15 protein-coding genes are annotated in these 15,617 nt (G+C 50.3%); 11 read left to right on the top strand and 4 right to left on the bottom strand.

The genetic code is table 11. The features are described from left to right. The first annotated feature begins 14 nt into the window (after positions 1–14). The 5 genes from HMPREF1508_RS05550 (at position 15) to HMPREF1508_RS05530 (ending at position 7,077) form a co-directional block, all read left to right on the top strand. Positions 15–2,105 carry a DNA topoisomerase 3 gene (locus tag HMPREF1508_RS05550; RefSeq protein WP_002590573.1) on the top strand — a complete coding sequence of 697 codons (2,091 nt, stop codon included), beginning with the start codon at positions 15–17 and terminating at the stop codon, positions 2,103–2,105. An 87-nt stretch (positions 2,106–2,192) separates the two neighbouring features. Beyond that, positions 2,193–5,549, top strand: coding sequence for an antirestriction protein ArdA (locus HMPREF1508_RS05545; RefSeq protein WP_009003583.1), 3,357 nt, complete (start codon positions 2,193–2,195; stop codon positions 5,547–5,549). Positions 5,550–5,552: 3 nt separating this feature from the next. Further along, positions 5,553–6,506 (top strand): hypothetical protein, encoded by a 954-nt coding sequence (locus HMPREF1508_RS05540; RefSeq protein WP_002590575.1) that lies wholly within the window; start codon positions 5,553–5,555, stop codon positions 6,504–6,506. Between the two features lie 2 nt (positions 6,507–6,508). Continuing rightward, positions 6,509–6,715 (top strand): transposon-transfer assisting family protein, encoded by a 207-nt coding sequence (locus tag HMPREF1508_RS05535; protein WP_002590576.1) that lies wholly within the window; start codon positions 6,509–6,511, stop codon positions 6,713–6,715. Next, positions 6,712–7,077, top strand: coding sequence for a cysteine-rich VLP domain-containing protein (locus tag HMPREF1508_RS05530; RefSeq protein WP_002590577.1), 366 nt, complete (start codon positions 6,712–6,714; stop codon positions 7,075–7,077). The genes HMPREF1508_RS05535 and HMPREF1508_RS05530 overlap by 4 nt, the downstream gene beginning before the upstream one ends. Before the next feature lie 180 nt (positions 7,078–7,257). Here HMPREF1508_RS05530 and HMPREF1508_RS05525 read toward each other — a convergent pair whose 3' ends face one another. The 3 genes from HMPREF1508_RS05525 to HMPREF1508_RS05515 form a co-directional block, all read right to left on the bottom strand. Further along, positions 7,258–8,604, bottom strand: coding sequence for a relaxase/mobilization nuclease domain-containing protein (locus HMPREF1508_RS05525; RefSeq protein WP_002590578.1), 1,347 nt, complete (start codon positions 8,602–8,604; stop codon positions 7,258–7,260). Continuing rightward, the gene (locus HMPREF1508_RS05520; protein ID WP_002590579.1) at positions 8,565–8,894 is read right to left on the bottom strand and encodes a plasmid mobilization protein; all 330 of its coding nucleotides are present in this window, start codon (positions 8,892–8,894) and stop codon (positions 8,565–8,567) included. The genes HMPREF1508_RS05525 and HMPREF1508_RS05520 overlap by 40 nt, the downstream gene beginning before the upstream one ends. A gap of 269 nt (positions 8,895–9,163) precedes the next feature. Then, entirely contained in the window at positions 9,164–9,517 is a 354-nt protein-coding gene (locus tag HMPREF1508_RS05515; protein ID WP_044960216.1) for a helix-turn-helix transcriptional regulator, read from the bottom strand. 381 nt (positions 9,518–9,898) lie between these two features. Here HMPREF1508_RS05515 and HMPREF1508_RS05510 point away from each other — a divergent pair, with 381 nt between their 5' ends. The 6 genes from HMPREF1508_RS05510 (at position 9,899) to HMPREF1508_RS05485 (ending at position 14,228) form a co-directional block, all read left to right on the top strand. Continuing rightward, entirely contained in the window at positions 9,899–10,078 is a 180-nt protein-coding gene (locus HMPREF1508_RS05510; protein ID WP_002588768.1) for a cysteine-rich KTR domain-containing protein, read from the top strand. A gap of 22 nt (positions 10,079–10,100) precedes the next feature. Continuing rightward, complete coding sequence (rlmN, locus tag HMPREF1508_RS05505; RefSeq protein WP_002590581.1) at positions 10,101–11,090, top strand: 23S rRNA (adenine(2503)-C(2))-methyltransferase RlmN; 990 nt, start codon at positions 10,101–10,103, stop codon at positions 11,088–11,090. Positions 11,091–11,626: 536 nt separating this feature from the next. Next, on the top strand, positions 11,627–12,058 hold the full coding sequence (locus HMPREF1508_RS05500) for an RNA polymerase sigma factor (protein WP_002590582.1): 432 nt from the start codon (positions 11,627–11,629) through the stop codon (positions 12,056–12,058). After that, positions 12,039–12,299, top strand: a complete 261-nt coding sequence (locus HMPREF1508_RS05495) for a helix-turn-helix domain-containing protein (protein WP_002590583.1) — start codon at positions 12,039–12,041, stop codon at positions 12,297–12,299. The genes HMPREF1508_RS05500 and HMPREF1508_RS05495 overlap by 20 nt, the downstream gene beginning before the upstream one ends. A gap of 451 nt (positions 12,300–12,750) precedes the next feature. After that, entirely contained in the window at positions 12,751–12,954 is a 204-nt protein-coding gene (locus HMPREF1508_RS05490; protein ID WP_002590584.1) for an excisionase, read from the top strand. Between the two features lie 80 nt (positions 12,955–13,034). Beyond that, positions 13,035–14,228, top strand: coding sequence for a site-specific integrase (locus HMPREF1508_RS05485; RefSeq protein WP_002590585.1), 1,194 nt, complete (start codon positions 13,035–13,037; stop codon positions 14,226–14,228). A gap of 484 nt (positions 14,229–14,712) precedes the next feature. On the opposite strand, the gene HMPREF1508_RS05480 is transcribed toward HMPREF1508_RS05485, so the two are convergent. Continuing rightward, positions 14,713–15,561, bottom strand: coding sequence for a MetQ/NlpA family ABC transporter substrate-binding protein (locus HMPREF1508_RS05480; protein ID WP_044960213.1), 849 nt, complete (start codon positions 15,559–15,561; stop codon positions 14,713–14,715). Positions 15,562–15,617 lie beyond the last annotated feature (56 nt).

Here is a 15,617-nt window from a genome sequence, read left to right as displayed (position 1 = left end):
GGAGGATTTTTTTCATGGCACTTAGACTTGTGATTGCAGAAAAGCCGAGCGTGGCGCAGACTATCGCCGCCGCGCTTGGCGTTAAGGGAAAACAGGACGGATATATCGAGGGCGGCGGCTACCTCATTTCATGGTGCGTCGGGCATTTGGTACAGCTTGCGGAAGCTGCCGCCTACGGGGAGCAGTACAGGAAATGGCAGCTTGACAGCCTACCCATTCTGCCGGAGGAATGGCAATACGCCGTTGACCCGGACAAGGGAAAGCAGTTTGCGACCTTAAAGGAGCTTATGCACCGCGCCGACGTTTCGGAAGTGATAAATGCGTGTGACGCGGGGCGCGAGGGGGAGCTGATTTTCCGCTTTGTCTACGAAGTGGCGGGCTGCAAGAAGCCCATGCGCCGCTTGTGGATTTCCTCAATGGAGGACGGGGCAATCAAGGCGGGCTTTGCTTCCCTCAAAGACGGGCGGGAATATGACGCGCTCTTTGCGTCTGCCCTCTGCCGCGCAAAGGCTGACTGGCTTATCGGCATTAACGCCACCCGGCTTTTCTCATGCCTGTATGGAAAGACCTTGAACGTGGGGCGCGTCCAGACCCCGACCCTTAAAATGCTCACTGACCGGGACGCGGCTATCTCCCATTTCCAGAAAGAAAAATACTACCATGTGCGCTTATGTCTATCCGGCGCGGAAGCGGCAAGCGGGAGGATTTCAGACAAGGCAGAAGCCGACGCGCTGAAAGGGGCTTGCGAAGCGGGGAAAGCGGTATGTGTTTCCGTCACCAGAGAGAAAAAGAGCGCAGCCCCGCCGAAGCTCTTTGACCTTACCTCTTTGCAGCGGGAAGCAAACCGCATTTTCGGCTACACCGCGAAGCAGACCCTTGACCTTGCACAAGCCCTTTATGAAAAGCGGCTCTTGACTTATCCGAGGACGGACAGCAGCTACCTCACCGACGACATGGGCGGCACCGCAGCGGGCATTATCGCGCTGCTCTGCGAAAAGCTCCCCTTTATGGCGGGCGCAGACTTCACGCCGGATATTGCAAAGGTAACAGACAGTAAAAAAGTATCAGACCACCACGCAATCATTCCCACTATGGAGCTTGCAAAGGCTGACCCGGACGCGCTGCCGGAAAGTGAGAGAAATATCATCACCCTTGCGGGGGCGCGTCTGCTCTTTGCCACCGCCGAGCCGCATATCTTTGAAGCGGTTACGGCGGTTTTCTCATGCGCTGATACGGAGTTTACGGCGCGGGGAAAGACGGTTCTTTCTGACGGGTGGAAAGAGATTGAACGCAGATACCGGGCGACATTGAAACAGAAGCCCGACCCGGAGGACGGGGAAATCGAGGGCGTGACGCTGCCGGAGCTTTCCGAGGGACAGGGCTTTGAAAACCCCGCCGCAAAGGTAACGGAGCATACCACGACCCCGCCGAAGCCCCACAGCGAAGCGTCGCTTCTCTCTGCTATGGAGCGAGCCGGGAACGGGGACACCGACCCGGACGCGGAACGCCGGGGGCTTGGCACCCCCGCCACCCGCGCCGCCGTCATTGAAAAACTGGTAAAGGGCAGCTTTGCGGAGCGCAAGGGCAAGCAGCTTATCCCCACGCAGAACGGAGCCGCCCTTATATCAGTGCTGCCGGATATGCTGACTTCCCCGCAGCTTACCGCAGAATGGGAAAACAATCTGACGCAGATAGCAAAGGGAGCCGCAGACCCCGGCGAATTTCTGTCCGGCATTGAAGCTATGGCGCGGGAGCTTGTGCAGACACACGCCGCCGTACAGGAGGACAAAAAGAGCTTGTTCAGAGAGGAAAAGCCCTCTATCGGCAAATGCCCCCGGTGCGGTTCCCCCGTCCATGAGGGGAAGAAAAGCTACTATTGCAGCAACAGGGAATGTGCCTTTGTGATGTGGAAGAACGACCGTTTCTTTGAGGAACGCAAGACCGCTTTTTCCCCGAAGATTGCCGCCGCGCTCCTTAAATCCGGCAAGGCGAATGTGAAGAAGCTCTATTCCCCGAAAACAGGCAAGACCTACGACGGAACTGTCGTTTTGGCTGACACTGGCGGGAAATACGTCAACTACCGTATCGAAGTGCGGAAGAACTAAAAACTGGAATAGCAAGCATAGGAAGCGGGTACCCACTTCCGTAAATCCCCGTTGCGACGCTGCCGCAGAGAAAGGAGGTTTTTCACTATGGCAAGTTTACGGGACACCGTAAAGGACTATCAAGACGAGCTTAGGGACGGTATCGCATGGGTGGCGTTCTGGAAACAGGGGCGTTCATGGAACGCGGAATATTTTCATCTTGATATGGACGATACGCTCTACCCGGAGGACAGGAGCCGGTTAGAGGAAATCAAAAGCACCGACCCCGCCGCCGTTATCTTAAACGGCTACTACTGCGGGCATTTAGGCGGGGACATGAGCCTTGACGAGCTGACCGCCGGAGTGCGCTACCACTACGAAAACAGCATGAACGACATTGACGCTTTTATCGGGGCGCATGACGACAGGCTTCCCCCGGAGGTTATCGAGGAAGCGAGGGCAGCCGCCCATGAAGCGGGGCTTCCCTTTTCCGAAAAGCCCTACCGGGACGGGGCGGATTTTAACCCCTATGTATTTGACGGGAGCATGAGCATTGAAGATTTTGAGCTTATGCACCGCATGATTGAAAAAGAAAGGAGCGAACAAATGGCAGAACCGATTTTAAGCGGCTATCTTTCCAATCTTGGAAAGTACACCGAGGGCAGACCCGCGGGCGAATGGGTGACGTTCCCCACGACTGCCGAACATCTGAAAGAAGTCTTTGACCGTATCGGGATTGACTTCAAGCACTATGAGGAATGGCATTTCACAGAATTTCAATCCACTATCCCCGGCTTGACGGAACATTTAAGCGAGTATTCCCACCCCGACGAGCTGAACTATTTAGGGAAGCTCTTGGAAATGCAGTTTGACGACGACAGGGAAAAATTCATTGCAGCCATTGAATACGGCGACCATGCCGACAGCTTACAGGACATTATCAACCTTGCACAAAACCTTGACTGCTACTGGATTTATCCGTCCGTCCACAATGAAGAAGAATACGGGCATTATCTGGTTGATGAACTGGAAGAACCGGAGCTATCCGACGAAGTGAAACGGTATTTCATGTATGAGGAATACGGGCGCGACGCTTCCATTAACGACGACGGTATGTTTACCGAAAAGGGCTATATCTACAACAACCGCAACACCTTTACAGAATGGTACGACGGGCGCGACGTTCCACAGGAATACAGGGTAACGCCGCAGCCCCCGCAGCCGGAAAGACCCGACCCGTCAAAGGTAGAAATGGACGCAGCCGCGCCGGGGCAGAGAATGACACCGACCGCAGAGCAGCCACAGGAGCCGCGTCCGGTTATCCCTATCGTGCTGACGAGCGAGAAGCCCGCCGAAAAGCTCAAAGAGATTACCGACCGTCTGGAACAGGGCATTGCGGAACTCTTTGACAGCGAGCGTTACCGGGAATATCTGAAAGTCATGTCAAAATTCCATAATTACAGCTTCAACAATACGCTGCTTATCGCCATGCAGAAGCCGGACGCTTCCCTTGTGGCGGGCTTTTCCGCTTGGAAGAATAATTTCGGGCGTAACGTGATGAAAGGGCAAAAGGGAATTAAAATCATTGCCCCGTCGCCGTTCAAAATCAGACAGGAAGTGGAGAAGATAGACCCACACACGCAGAAGCCCATAATCGGCAAGGACGGGAAGCCCGTCACCGAGGAAAAGGAAGTCAAGATACCCGCCTACAAGGTGGTATCTGTCTTTGACGTTTCCCAGACCGAGGGAAAGGAGCTGCCGGACATTGCGGTGGACGAGCTGACGGGCGACGTTGACCGCTACAAGGATTTTTTCGCAGCCCTTGAAAAGACTTCTCCCGTTCCTATCGCCTTTGAGAATATCGGGGGCGGCTCTCATGGCTACTACCACTTGGAGGACAAGCGCATTGCTATCAACGAGGGCATGAGCGAATTGCAGACCTTAAAGACCGCCATTCACGAAATCGCCCATGCGAAGCTGCACGACATTGACCTCAACGCACCAAAGGACGAGCAGCCCCGCGTTGACCGCCGCACCCGCGAAGTCGAAGCGGAAAGCGTCGCCTATACCGTCTGCCAACATTACGGGCTTGACACGTCGGACTACTCTTTCGGCTATGTCGCCGGGTGGAGCAGCGGGCGGGAGCTTTCCGAGCTGAAAAGTTCCCTTGAAACAATCCGCAGCGCAGCCGCCGAGATTATCAATTCCATAGACGAGAACTTAGCGGAGCTGCAAAAGGCACAGGACAAGGAGCAGACCGCCGGACAGGAGCAGACCACCAGAGAGGGACAGGAAGCCGCACCGCAGCCGGAAGCCCCGGCAAAGGCAGATACAGCCGGGAAAGAGCAGCCGGAAGCAGCCGCACCGGGAAAATCCGGCGCACAGGAAAAGGCGGGCGCAGCCCCGAAAGAAGCCTTTACCCCGGAAACGATTTACAGAGTGCGCCGGAACCCTTACAGCGACAGCCGGGAAAACAGCCACCTCTTGCAAGCCTATGTGACACAGGAGAACGGGCGGGCGAAAATGGGCGACGTGCTTTATACGGGAACGCCGGAGAAATGCCGCGAGCTTATGGGGCAGCTCAAAGGCGGCGAGCTGACCGAGGGCGACGTAAAGCAGCTTTACGCAAAGGCACAGGAAACGGCGCAGACCGCCGGACAGGACAAGGACACCTTTTCCATTTACCAGATAAAGGGCGGGGACGAAACAAGGGACTTCCGCTTTGAGCCTTACGACCGCCTGCAGGCGGCGGGGAATGTGGTTGACAGGGCGAACTATGAGCTTGTCTATACCGCGCCCCTTGCGCCGGAAACTTCCCTTGAAGATATTTACACCCGTTTCAATATCGACCACCCCAAAGACTTTAAGGGACACAGCCTTTCCGTTTCGGACGTGGTAGTGCTTCATCAGAACGGACAGGACGCGGCGCATTTCGTTGACAGCGTAGGCTTCCGGCAAGTGCCGGAGTTTTTACAGGAGCAGAAGCAGCTTACCCCGGACGACTTGGAAACGGGCGAAACTATCAAGACACCGAGGGGGACTTTCCATGTAACCGCCATGAGCCGGGAGCAGATAGAAACCGCCGGATATGGCTTTCACCACCAGTCGGACGACGGAAAGTATCTGATTATGGGGAACGGGACGCGGGCGTTTGCCGTTGCCGCAGAGCAGCCGGAAAAGGAAAACCCGTTGAAGTACGTCGAGGACACCGTAGAGCAGAACGACAACAGCTTTGACGGTATCATCAACAACACCCCTACCGTTGACGAACTGGAAGCAAAGGTTAAGGCGGGAGAAACAATTTCCCTTGTTGACCTGGCTAACGCGGTCAAAGCCGACAGGGAGCGCGGCAAGGAAGCGAAGCCGGAAAAGAAGCCCTCTATCCGGGCGCAGCTTAGGGCTGACAAGGAAAAGGCGCAGAAGAAAAACGCAAAGCAGAAATCACAGGATTTGGAAAGGAGCTGACCCATGCCGGAACAGAGTAAATTTGAGGACGTGGATTTGTTCGCTTCCCTCAATGCGGTTATGAAGCAGAACACAGGCTTTTACCAGAGCGACTTGGAGATTGACAAGGAGATTATCGCAAAGGCGGCGGCAAGCCCCCGCAAGGAGGACAAGACCCTTTTGTGGTTCTGCCGCCCGTCCGGGACGCATTGCTTTAGGGAGCGCGACGTTTTCCTCAAAGACACCGCGCCCCACAACACATGGCGTTTCTACATGGAGCAGACGAGCGACCGCGTCCTTGCCTATGCAATCGAGCTGACGGGAACGGAGCGCGGGAAAATCAAGGGCAATCTGTACGAACTGGACTACGCTAAACACTATGAGCGCGTCAAGGAAAAGGAGCTGCCCGCCGATACGGTGAAGCTGATTTATGAGCATGGGGAACGGGAGATACCCGCCGGACAGTTTTTCAACGGCAATCCCGATTATGAGCTTGGGAAGTTTGAACGCTTTGAAGCCGTACCAAACGACCCGGACGCGCTGCAATCGCTCTTACAGGAAGAACGGCGCAGCCGGGAGCAGCTTCCACAGGGGGATTTCAAGGCGCATATCGCCGCATTGCGGGACGGGCTGATTGAAACGGAAGCGCGACGCATTGTGCGGGAAATGAAGCGGCACTATGAGCCGAACAGCCCCAACAAGACCCATTTCATGGTGGAGCTTTCCCCGGCGTTCATGCAGCTTGCAGCCACAAAGGACACTGACCGCCTTTTCTCCATGCTGCCTTACAAGACCCTTTCCTTTTCCAAAATCGAGGGCAGACATGGGACGTATGCGCTGATTGGCAAGGGGGAGAACCGGGACAGGGAGATAAGGAAGCCCCGCCCCTCTGTCCGGGCGCAGCTTAAAACAGACAAGGCAAAGACCGCCCCGAAAAAGGCGGCGGCGAAAACAAAAAATCACGATTTGGAGGTGTGAACATGACAAAACTGACCGTAGAGGAAACAAACCTTTTGAGCATTTACAAGACCGGGAGCCGACAGGGGCTTATCGTCGCCATGAACGCCGCGCTGCCCTTTATGGACGGGGAAATGCGGGGCTTTGCCGCCCGTACCCTTGCCAAAGTGGAGCGCATGGGCGAAGCGGAGTTTGCGGAGCTTCCCATTTACGCCGCTGATGAAGCATGAGCGAGATTAAGCGGCTGACGCCGCCCCAGAGCCGGAAAGTAAATGCGCTTGTGCGCCGGACGTGCTGCAACTGCGATAACGGGAACTGTATCTTACTGGACGACGGGGACGAGTGCGTATGTCCGCAGCTTATTTCCTATTCGCTTCTCTGCAAGTGGTTCCGGGTTGCGGTGCTTCCCGCCGACAAGTTGCTCTATGCGGAGCTTTACCAGACCGGGGACAGGAAGAAGTGTACCGAGTGCGGCGCGTTCTTTGCGTCAAGCTCCAACAGCGTCAAATACTGCCCCGACTGCCGGAAGCGTATCACCCGCAGACAAGCCGCCGAGCGCATGAGGAAAAGACGCGCCCCTGTTACGCAGTAGGCGCGGAAAATCCCTTGATTTACAGGGCTTTCCGGGCGTGAAAATCAGATAGGCGGTACTTTATACCTTTACCCCCGAAAATGGCGTTCTACTGCGTAACATTCACAAAAAAAGCACCCATAAAAAGACAGGGCGCGGAAGTCATATACTGGCTTTCCGCGCCCTGTTCTTTTTTTGCCCTTATCCGCGCTCTGTTCCCTTTTCCCGTTCCGGCTGCCTGTCTGCCTGTAAAATGCTGTCAATGTTCTGCTTGATTATATCGTATTCCCGGACTTTCTTTTTCAGCTTCCCATAGTCGGCGTAAAGGGCTTCTTTCTGCGCTTGGAGGGCTTCATATTCCGATTGCAGCGCGGCGAGGTTCGGGAGCTTCGCAATGCCCGACGCTTTCAGCGACCTTGCGGCGGCTTCATGTAGGATAATCGCCTGTTCCTGTCCGGCGCGGTACTTCTCCCTGTTCCTTGCCTTGCGGTATGCGTCATAGACGGGCTTTGTCTTTTGGTAGGTGGAAACATTCTTGATAAGCACCGCCATGTCCGCAAGCCGCTTTTCCGCGTTCTTCAATGCGTCTGCCGCCTGTCCGCTTTCCGCTGCCATTTCCTCAATCCGGCTGACTAAATCCGCGTACTGTTCAATCTTGTGTTCCGTCAAGAAATTCATGGTCTTTGCCGCCTGTTTCAGATTGTGGATTTTCGCCCATTGTTCGTAGCCCTTACTCTGCGCCGCCTTGATACTGTTCTCAATGTCGATAAGCAGCGAAACGCCGCGCTGCTCTCCGGGGGCTTTCGCCGCCTTTGCCCGTCTGCCCGCTATCCGTTCCCTTATGGCTTCCTCTGTATAGTCTGCGCCGAGGGTTTTTAGGCGGGTGAAGCGTTCCTGTCCGGGGGCGCGGCATGATACATATTTCCCCGGCTTTATCTCATAGCCCGCCGCCTGTAACCGCTGCAACAATTCCTCAAAACTGGAAACTTGGGGGATAAGCGCGTCAACGGCAATCTTTAGCTTGCCTTTCCAACTTGTACCCGTCTTTTCCGCTTGATATTCCGCATAGCTCTTTCCCTTGCTTCCCTTGCCGGGGACGACGACGGACAAGCCATTCTCCCGGCACAGCTTGTCGCTCATGTTCCGTATGCCGTAATAGCTCCTTTTGTTGGAATTGTACTTGTGGTGGTCTACAAAATTCACCGCGCAGAAAATAATGTGGTTATGGATATGCCCCTTATCAATGTGCGTCGTCACAACATATTCATGCTGCCCCTTTGTCACCGCGTCGGCAAGCTGTTTTCCGATTTCATGGGCTTTCTCATAGTCTACCTCTCCCGGCGCAAAGGACTGTATCAAGTGAAAGGCTAAATTGTTGCCCTTATCCAGTGCTTGCGAGAGGGTATAGCCGAACTCAATATCTGCCGTTTCATAGGAGCAGCCGAAAGAGGATATGAGCATTTTCCCGTCCGTTTTGTCCGGGTTTTCGATATAGTCAAGGGCTTTGCTTAGGGTGCTTTTAACAGGCTTAATCTTTGTAACCGCCATATCTCCGCAAGCACCCCCTTTATTTCCTCTATGTCCTCTTGGTATGCGTTCCCCGTCGCGTTCACGCGGCGGGCTATCTGGTTGACGTTGACACCGATTTTCTGTATCTCTGCGGTCATTGCCTTTATATCGGCGTGGTCTATCTGAATGATATACCCGTCAATGGCAATCTTCCGCAGATATGCCGCCATGTTCCGGGTGGGAACGAGCTTCATTTTTTCCAGTATTAAATCCCGTTCCGCTTCCGTCACTCTGAATTTGATTTGCACCGTCCTTTTCCGTCCGTCCATTGCTTCGCTCCTTTCCTTTCCGTTCCGAGGGTTTGGGACACTTCCCAACAAGCAATTTTCAACCGACGCGCCGCAGCGCGGGAGGGGGAAAATACGGAAGTGGGTACCCGCTTCCTATGCTTGCTATGAATATTTTTATCCCTTATGCCCTTATGCCTTACTACGGAGCTATGCCCGGTTTTGCCAAACTTACGCAAAAGAAAAACGCTGCAATCCTCAAAAAAGATTACAACGCTCTCTATACCCTGTTCACTTGTGACGGACACCTCTTATCTGCCCTCTGTTTCGACTTCCGCTATCTCCTTTGCCGTTGCGCTCACAATCCGTATGCCCTTATCGCTCATACCGTCAAGGAGCGCGTCAAGCTGCCGCCGCTGCGTGTTATTTTCCGGCGGCGTTTCCAAAAGGAACTGGTCTACGGATATATTGTAGCGGAGCATAAGCTCAAAGAAAATCTGTAAACTTGGGTGCTGCCCCTTGTTCTCAATGTTCGCAAGGTAGCGCGGCGAGATAAACATTTCGTCGCTCACTTTCTTGCGGCTCTCCTTGCGCCCTGTCCGCGCCGCCTTTATCGCTGCCCCAAAAGCCTTGAAGTCGTATTTTGGTACTGGTCTTTTTGCCATAATTATTCACCCTATTACATTTTACTGTTCACCTTTCTTCTTGGATATGTCTACACTGTTCTATTAGTTAGCCAAAATAATTCATATGTATATGTTGACAACTATCCGCTTTTTTTGTATAGTATTATTAAAAGGGGGAAATGTTTATGTTACATAGCATGCGTATTCGATAAGCATTGAAATCAAAAAAGATTTTTCCCATTTTCAATATGGGCTTTTTTGTCATGCTTATTTTGCGTATGCTATACAACAAAACTAACGATGTATAGACATAGTATAAAAACTATGCCTTAATTTTGTTGTAGTGTTATATGTATAAATGCAGGTCAATGCTCATGTTGAGAATTGACCTGTATTTTTTTGCGCAAAAGGAGAAATATTATGCTTGAAAAATATTGGATAAAATGTCCAATTTGTAACGGAAAGACGAGGGTTCAAGTATTTTATAATACGGTATTAAGAAATTTTCCTCTTTTCTGCCCTAAATGTAAATTAACACATATCGTTGATGTTGAAAAATTAGAAATCATAATCAAAAACTCTGAAAAACAAACTTTTTAATTTTGAAAAGGAAGGATATTAAATGAAACACTTACCTAAAAGTACACCTACGGAAATATTGAATGACCCATACGGATTTACTTACAAAGAAATGTCGGAAGTAATTGGAGAGGATAAAGCAAGAGCCTTATATACGGAATTATATAAACAGCCATTTCACAAAAAAAATCTATCAATATCAACAAAAAAAGTCTATAAAAGTAGCGATACTGAAAAGTATGTTTATGAATTGAAAGACAACAGGTATATCGAAACGGTTTTTATTAAACGGCGAGATGGTGGGACTGTTTGCGTAAGTACGCAAGTTGGTTGTTCTGTTGGCTGTATTTTTTGTGAGTCCGGACGCAATGGTTTTGTTCGTAATCTAACACCGTCTGAAATTGTGCAGCAGGTCATATTGATACGTCAAAAAGTAAATCGTATCGTTTTTATGGGAATGGGAGAACCTTTATTCAATTACGACAACTTGATTGCAGCAATCCATATTCTTCGAGATAGAAATGGACTTAACTTTCCAACCGACGGCATTACCGTATCAACAGTTGGTCCAGTTAATCAATTAAAAAAATTGCGCGAAGAACATCTAAAAATTCAGTTGACAATATCTTTACATGCAGCAACACAGGCTGCGAGAAACTGTATCATTCCTCATATGCACATGTACGCTATTGAAGATGTTGTTAAGCAAGCATTGTCCTATTCACAAAGGCATAATCGAAAAGTGGTATTTGCGTATTTACTTTTACCAGGTATAAATGACCGTTCCTCAGATATAAGGCAACTTGCAAAATGGTTTAAGGGCAAAAATGTTATGATTAACGTGCTGCAATACAACCCGACGAGTAATTCAAAAATTAGAGCACCACAAAAACAAGAAATGGTTGCGTTCAAACATCAATTAGAGCAAACAGGACTTGAAGTTACCATGAGAGTTTCTCATGGTAGAGAGATTAAAGCAGCTTGTGGACAATTAGCTAATACATATAATAAAGCCAAAAAACAACAAAAATAATTTAATTAAAAGAGCCAGACGCACAGACGCAGAGCCGATAATATGCAGTTTGAAATACTGCTGTTATCGGCTCTTTTTTGATTTTAATTTGTGCCCCCAATAACCATATTGGAGCAAAATCAGAACTGTTGCTTGTCGTTCTTTGATTTCCGCAGCAGCTTTGAAAAATCAAAGCCGCCGTTTCTTTTTATTTTCTGATGAAATGACGCGGTATCACTGTTAAAAGCGGCGGCTAAAGGAGGTAGCCGCCATGAAGCACATACCCTATCGACAAAATCCGACGGTCATTGACTTATCAAAAAAAGCCCGACCACCGTCGGGAACCTCTCCACCCTTGAATATGAACTGTCTAATCATCTAAATACTACTTACAATACCTATACGCCTGTCCGGGCTTTTCGGACAGGCGTATTTTGCTGCTCAAAAAATTTTTTGAAAAAAATCCGAAAATCTTCGGCGTTTTTTTCAAAAGGCAGTATTGCCCCGCGAAAAGGGGGAAGCACCACCAACTTTCCAACGAGAAAGGGGGTGAGAATGTGGAACCTAATCGCAGGGAGTTTATAAAACAGTGCGCTTTCCAGAAGTTTTGCAATACGGTACTGCACAATGAAGCGTGTGACGCTCACAAAGAGCTGCACAGGCATAAGGCAAAGGAGATTACCTTTTCCGACTTGACCTTAGAAGAAGCGCGGCAGCTTCATACCTTTGATGAATATTTCAAAGGGGAAACCGCCTTTGAAAGAGCCGGGAAGAAAATCACGCCGAAGCTGCTTCTTGAAGCAATCCGTACTTTGCCGGAAGAAAAGCGCAAAGCCGTACTCCTGTACTATTTCGAGGGAATGAACGACACCGAGATTGCGGAGCTGTTCGATACGTCGAGAAGCACGATACAGTACAGGCGGACAAGCTCTTTTGAGCTACTAAAAAAATATCTGGAGGAAAATGCTGATGAATGGGACGAATGGTAACGAACCCGGCTACCCGGAAAAAGCCCTTGTTCCCTATCCTGTCATTTTGGCAGCGACAAAGGGCGACCCGGACGCTATGAAGATTGTCTTGCAGCATTTCAGCGGCTACATAGCCCGCCTCTCCATGCGGAAGCTGTACGACGAGCGCGGGAACGTCTATTTTGGCGTAGACCACGACATTCGGGAACGGCTGCAAGCAAAACTGATGATGGCTGTCCTCACCTTTAAGGCAGAGGAATAAACCGCAGCGGCGGCGGGACGCTTTCTCTCTCCCCCTTTTCCGTTCCGCTGCTGACGCGGCAGCAAAGCCATTCTGAACCTTGACAAAGAAAGCGGCGCAAGATAACGGCGGCGCAGCATAGGGCAAATCGGATACGTTCCTTTTGCGCCGAGCCATACGGCGGGTGCGCCATGACGCTATCCGGGTGAGGTTATCCCCACCCGGACAGCCGAGCGACCAACACCGCGCCGGAAAGCAAGTGTAGCGGCTTGCGGGCGACGACACGCAAAATATACAATGATACTTCCTTACAGCCACAGTCCGAGCGTTAAGAGCGTCGCAGGCAATGGGTAGGGCTGCATGAGAACCATGCGGGGGTGCAATTCCCATGAGGTTATGCTAATAACCGTCCGATTAAAGCTCTCTTTCTACTTTTGAAACTATTGTACTCTATTGAAAGGGGGACATTTTAATGAATATTACTGATGTGCCTATCTGGGAGAAGTACACGCTCACCATTGAGGAAGCGTCAAAATATTTCCGTATCGGGGAAAACAAGCTGCGTAAATTAGCGGAAGAAAACCCGGCTGCCGGGTGGGTGATTATGAACGGCAACCGTATTCAAATCAAGCGAAAACAGTTTGAAAAATTCATTGACACTTTGGAAGTTATATAGTGAAATCGAGCCTTGAATGTGGTATAATAGATACAAGCATATCAAGGCTCTTTCCGTCATGGAAAGGAGCATGACGAACAATGTCGGAGAAAAGACGAGATAACAGGAACCGCATTTTACGCACAGGAGAGAGCCAGAGAAAAGACGGAAGATATGCTTACAAATATATAGATACCTTTGGGAACCCGCAATTTGTTTACGCTTGGAAGTTAGTACCTACCGACAAGACCCCGGCGGGAAAACGTGAAGATATTTCGCTTCGGGAAAAGGAAAAAGAGATACAGAAAGACCTTGACGACGGGATTGACACGTTGGGAAAGAAAATGACTGTCTGCCAACTCTACGCAAAGCAGATAAGGCACCGGGCAAATGTACGGCATGGCACAAAACAGGGGCGCAAGCAGCTTATGAGGATTTTGGAAGAAGATAGTCTTGGAGCTTGCAGCATTGAGAGCGTGAAGCTGTCCGACGCGAAAGAATGGGCTTTACGCATGAAAGATAAGGGCTATTCATTCAAGACAATCAACAATCACAAGCGTTCTCTGAAAGCTGCCTTTTACACAGCCATACAGGACGATTGCATTAGGAAAAATCCCTTTGACTTCCAGTTGAACACCGTTTTAGAAGATAACACCGAACCAAAGGTACCTCTATCCCCAACACAGGAAGCGTCTTTCCTGTCCTTTGTGCAGAGTGATAAAGTCTATCAGAAGTATTACGACGAGATTATCATACTGTTAGGAACAGGGCTTCGCATTTCTGAACTCTGCGGACTGACTGAAAGCGATATTGACTTTGAGCATAAGCTAATCAACGTAGACCACCAGCTTTTGAAAGTATCGGGAGTTGGGTATCATGTTGAAACGCCAAAGACAAAAAGCGGTATCAGACAAATTCCAATGAGTACCAAAGTCTATGAAGCGTTCAAGCGTGTGCTGAATGACAGGGGACGGGCAGACAATTTTATTGTCGGCGGTTACAGCAGATTTTTATTCCTTAACCGGAACGGGCTACCGAAAGTAGCAGTCAACTTTGAAACCATGTTCCGGGGGCTTGTGAAGAAGTACAACAAAAGCCATGAGGAAGCCTTACCGAAAGTGACAACGCCCCATACCCTACGCCATACGTTCTGTACCAATTTAGCAAACGCCGGAATGAACCCGAAAGCATTGCAGTATATCATGGGACATTCCAACATCAACATGACGCTGAACTATTACGCCCATGCTACCTCTGATAGTGCAATGGCAGAAATGGAACGGCTGATTGCTTAGTAGTAGATAGAGGTTTTACTACTTGATTTACTACTTTTGGACGCGAAAACATGAGGGGAAATGAGAATATATAAGAGCTTCTTCCGATTTGAAAAATGCCGGAAAGCCTGTAAATACAGGCTATACCGGCTTATGAGAACTTATAAAGAGATAGTCAAAAACTATATTTTGATTTCTTTTAAATCAAAGTGATAGGACAAATCTCAAATCTTGCCTTCCTCCGAATCATTGCAATGTGCATCATCGGAATGATTGCAATGTATATCGCGATTTTCAATTTACCCGACAAAGAGAGTTGCTAAAGCTGCGCGGGATGCAAAAGGACGGAAAAGGCGCGCTAATATATAAAATGCTCGGCTTGCGCAAGGACAAAAAAGCAATTTAAAAAGGTCCCGCAAAAACGCCCCCGCGGCTGCGGGGGCGTTTTGTTGGAATTGCCGCCAGACGACCTGGCAAACATGATGTCAGCCTTTCTCAGAAAACCCTACTGGCCTGCATAGGGGATGACAGACTGTCCGTACTTCTCTGTGATCCACTTCTTGGTCTCATCAGACTTGAGGATCTTAACCAGCTTCTGAATGGCCTCATCATTCTGCCTGCCATCCTTGACAGCGATCACATTGACATAGTTCTTAGCCGCCTCACCGTCATTCTTCTCGACGGCGATGGGATCCTTGGAGGGATCTAATCCGGCCTGCTTGGCGTAGTTTCCATTCAAGACAACGAAAGCGACTTCTCCCTTGACGCGGCTGACCTGGGCTGCCTCCAGCTCCTGAATCTTCAGGTCCTTGGGATTGGCCGTGATGTCCTGGACGGTAGCCTTAATTCCGGCCCCCTCCTTTAAAGTGATCAATCCCTGCTCCTGAAGCAGAAGAAGAGCTCTTGCCTCATTGGTCGTATCATTGGGGACGGCAATGGTATCTCCCTCGGCCAGCTCGGACAGCTGCTTCTTGGTTCCGGCGTAAATGCCGAAGGGCTCATAGTGAATCTTTCCCGCGTCGACCAGGTGGGTTCCCTTCTCCTGGTTGAAGTTATCCAGATACACCACATGCTGGAAGTAATTGGCGTCGAAGTCACCGGACTCCACGACATTGTTGGGCTGTACGTAATCGCTGAATTCCTTGACCTGCAGATCGACGCCTTCCTTGGCCAGTTCGGACTTCACATGCTCTAAAATCTCGGCATGAGGAGTTGCGGAGGCAGCTACCTTAAGGGTCGTCCTGGCATTTGTGCCATCAGACTTGGAATCGTTCCCCTTGGCTGCACCGCAGCCTGCAAATGCGCCCACAGCCAAAGCTGCTGCCAAAACAGCGGATAAAATTTTCTTTTTCATATCTTACCTCTTTTCTAATCTCTTTGATTCTCCAACTTCCGATCTCCCATGAGATC

Origin of the sequence: Shuttleworthella sp. MSX8B, assembly GCF_000524295.1 — a bacterium.
GTDB lineage: Bacteria > Bacillota > Clostridia > Lachnospirales > Lachnospiraceae > Shuttleworthia > Shuttleworthia satelles.
The sequence above is the reverse complement of the archived record's forward strand: the minus strand, read 5'-3'. Positions and strand labels throughout refer to the sequence as shown.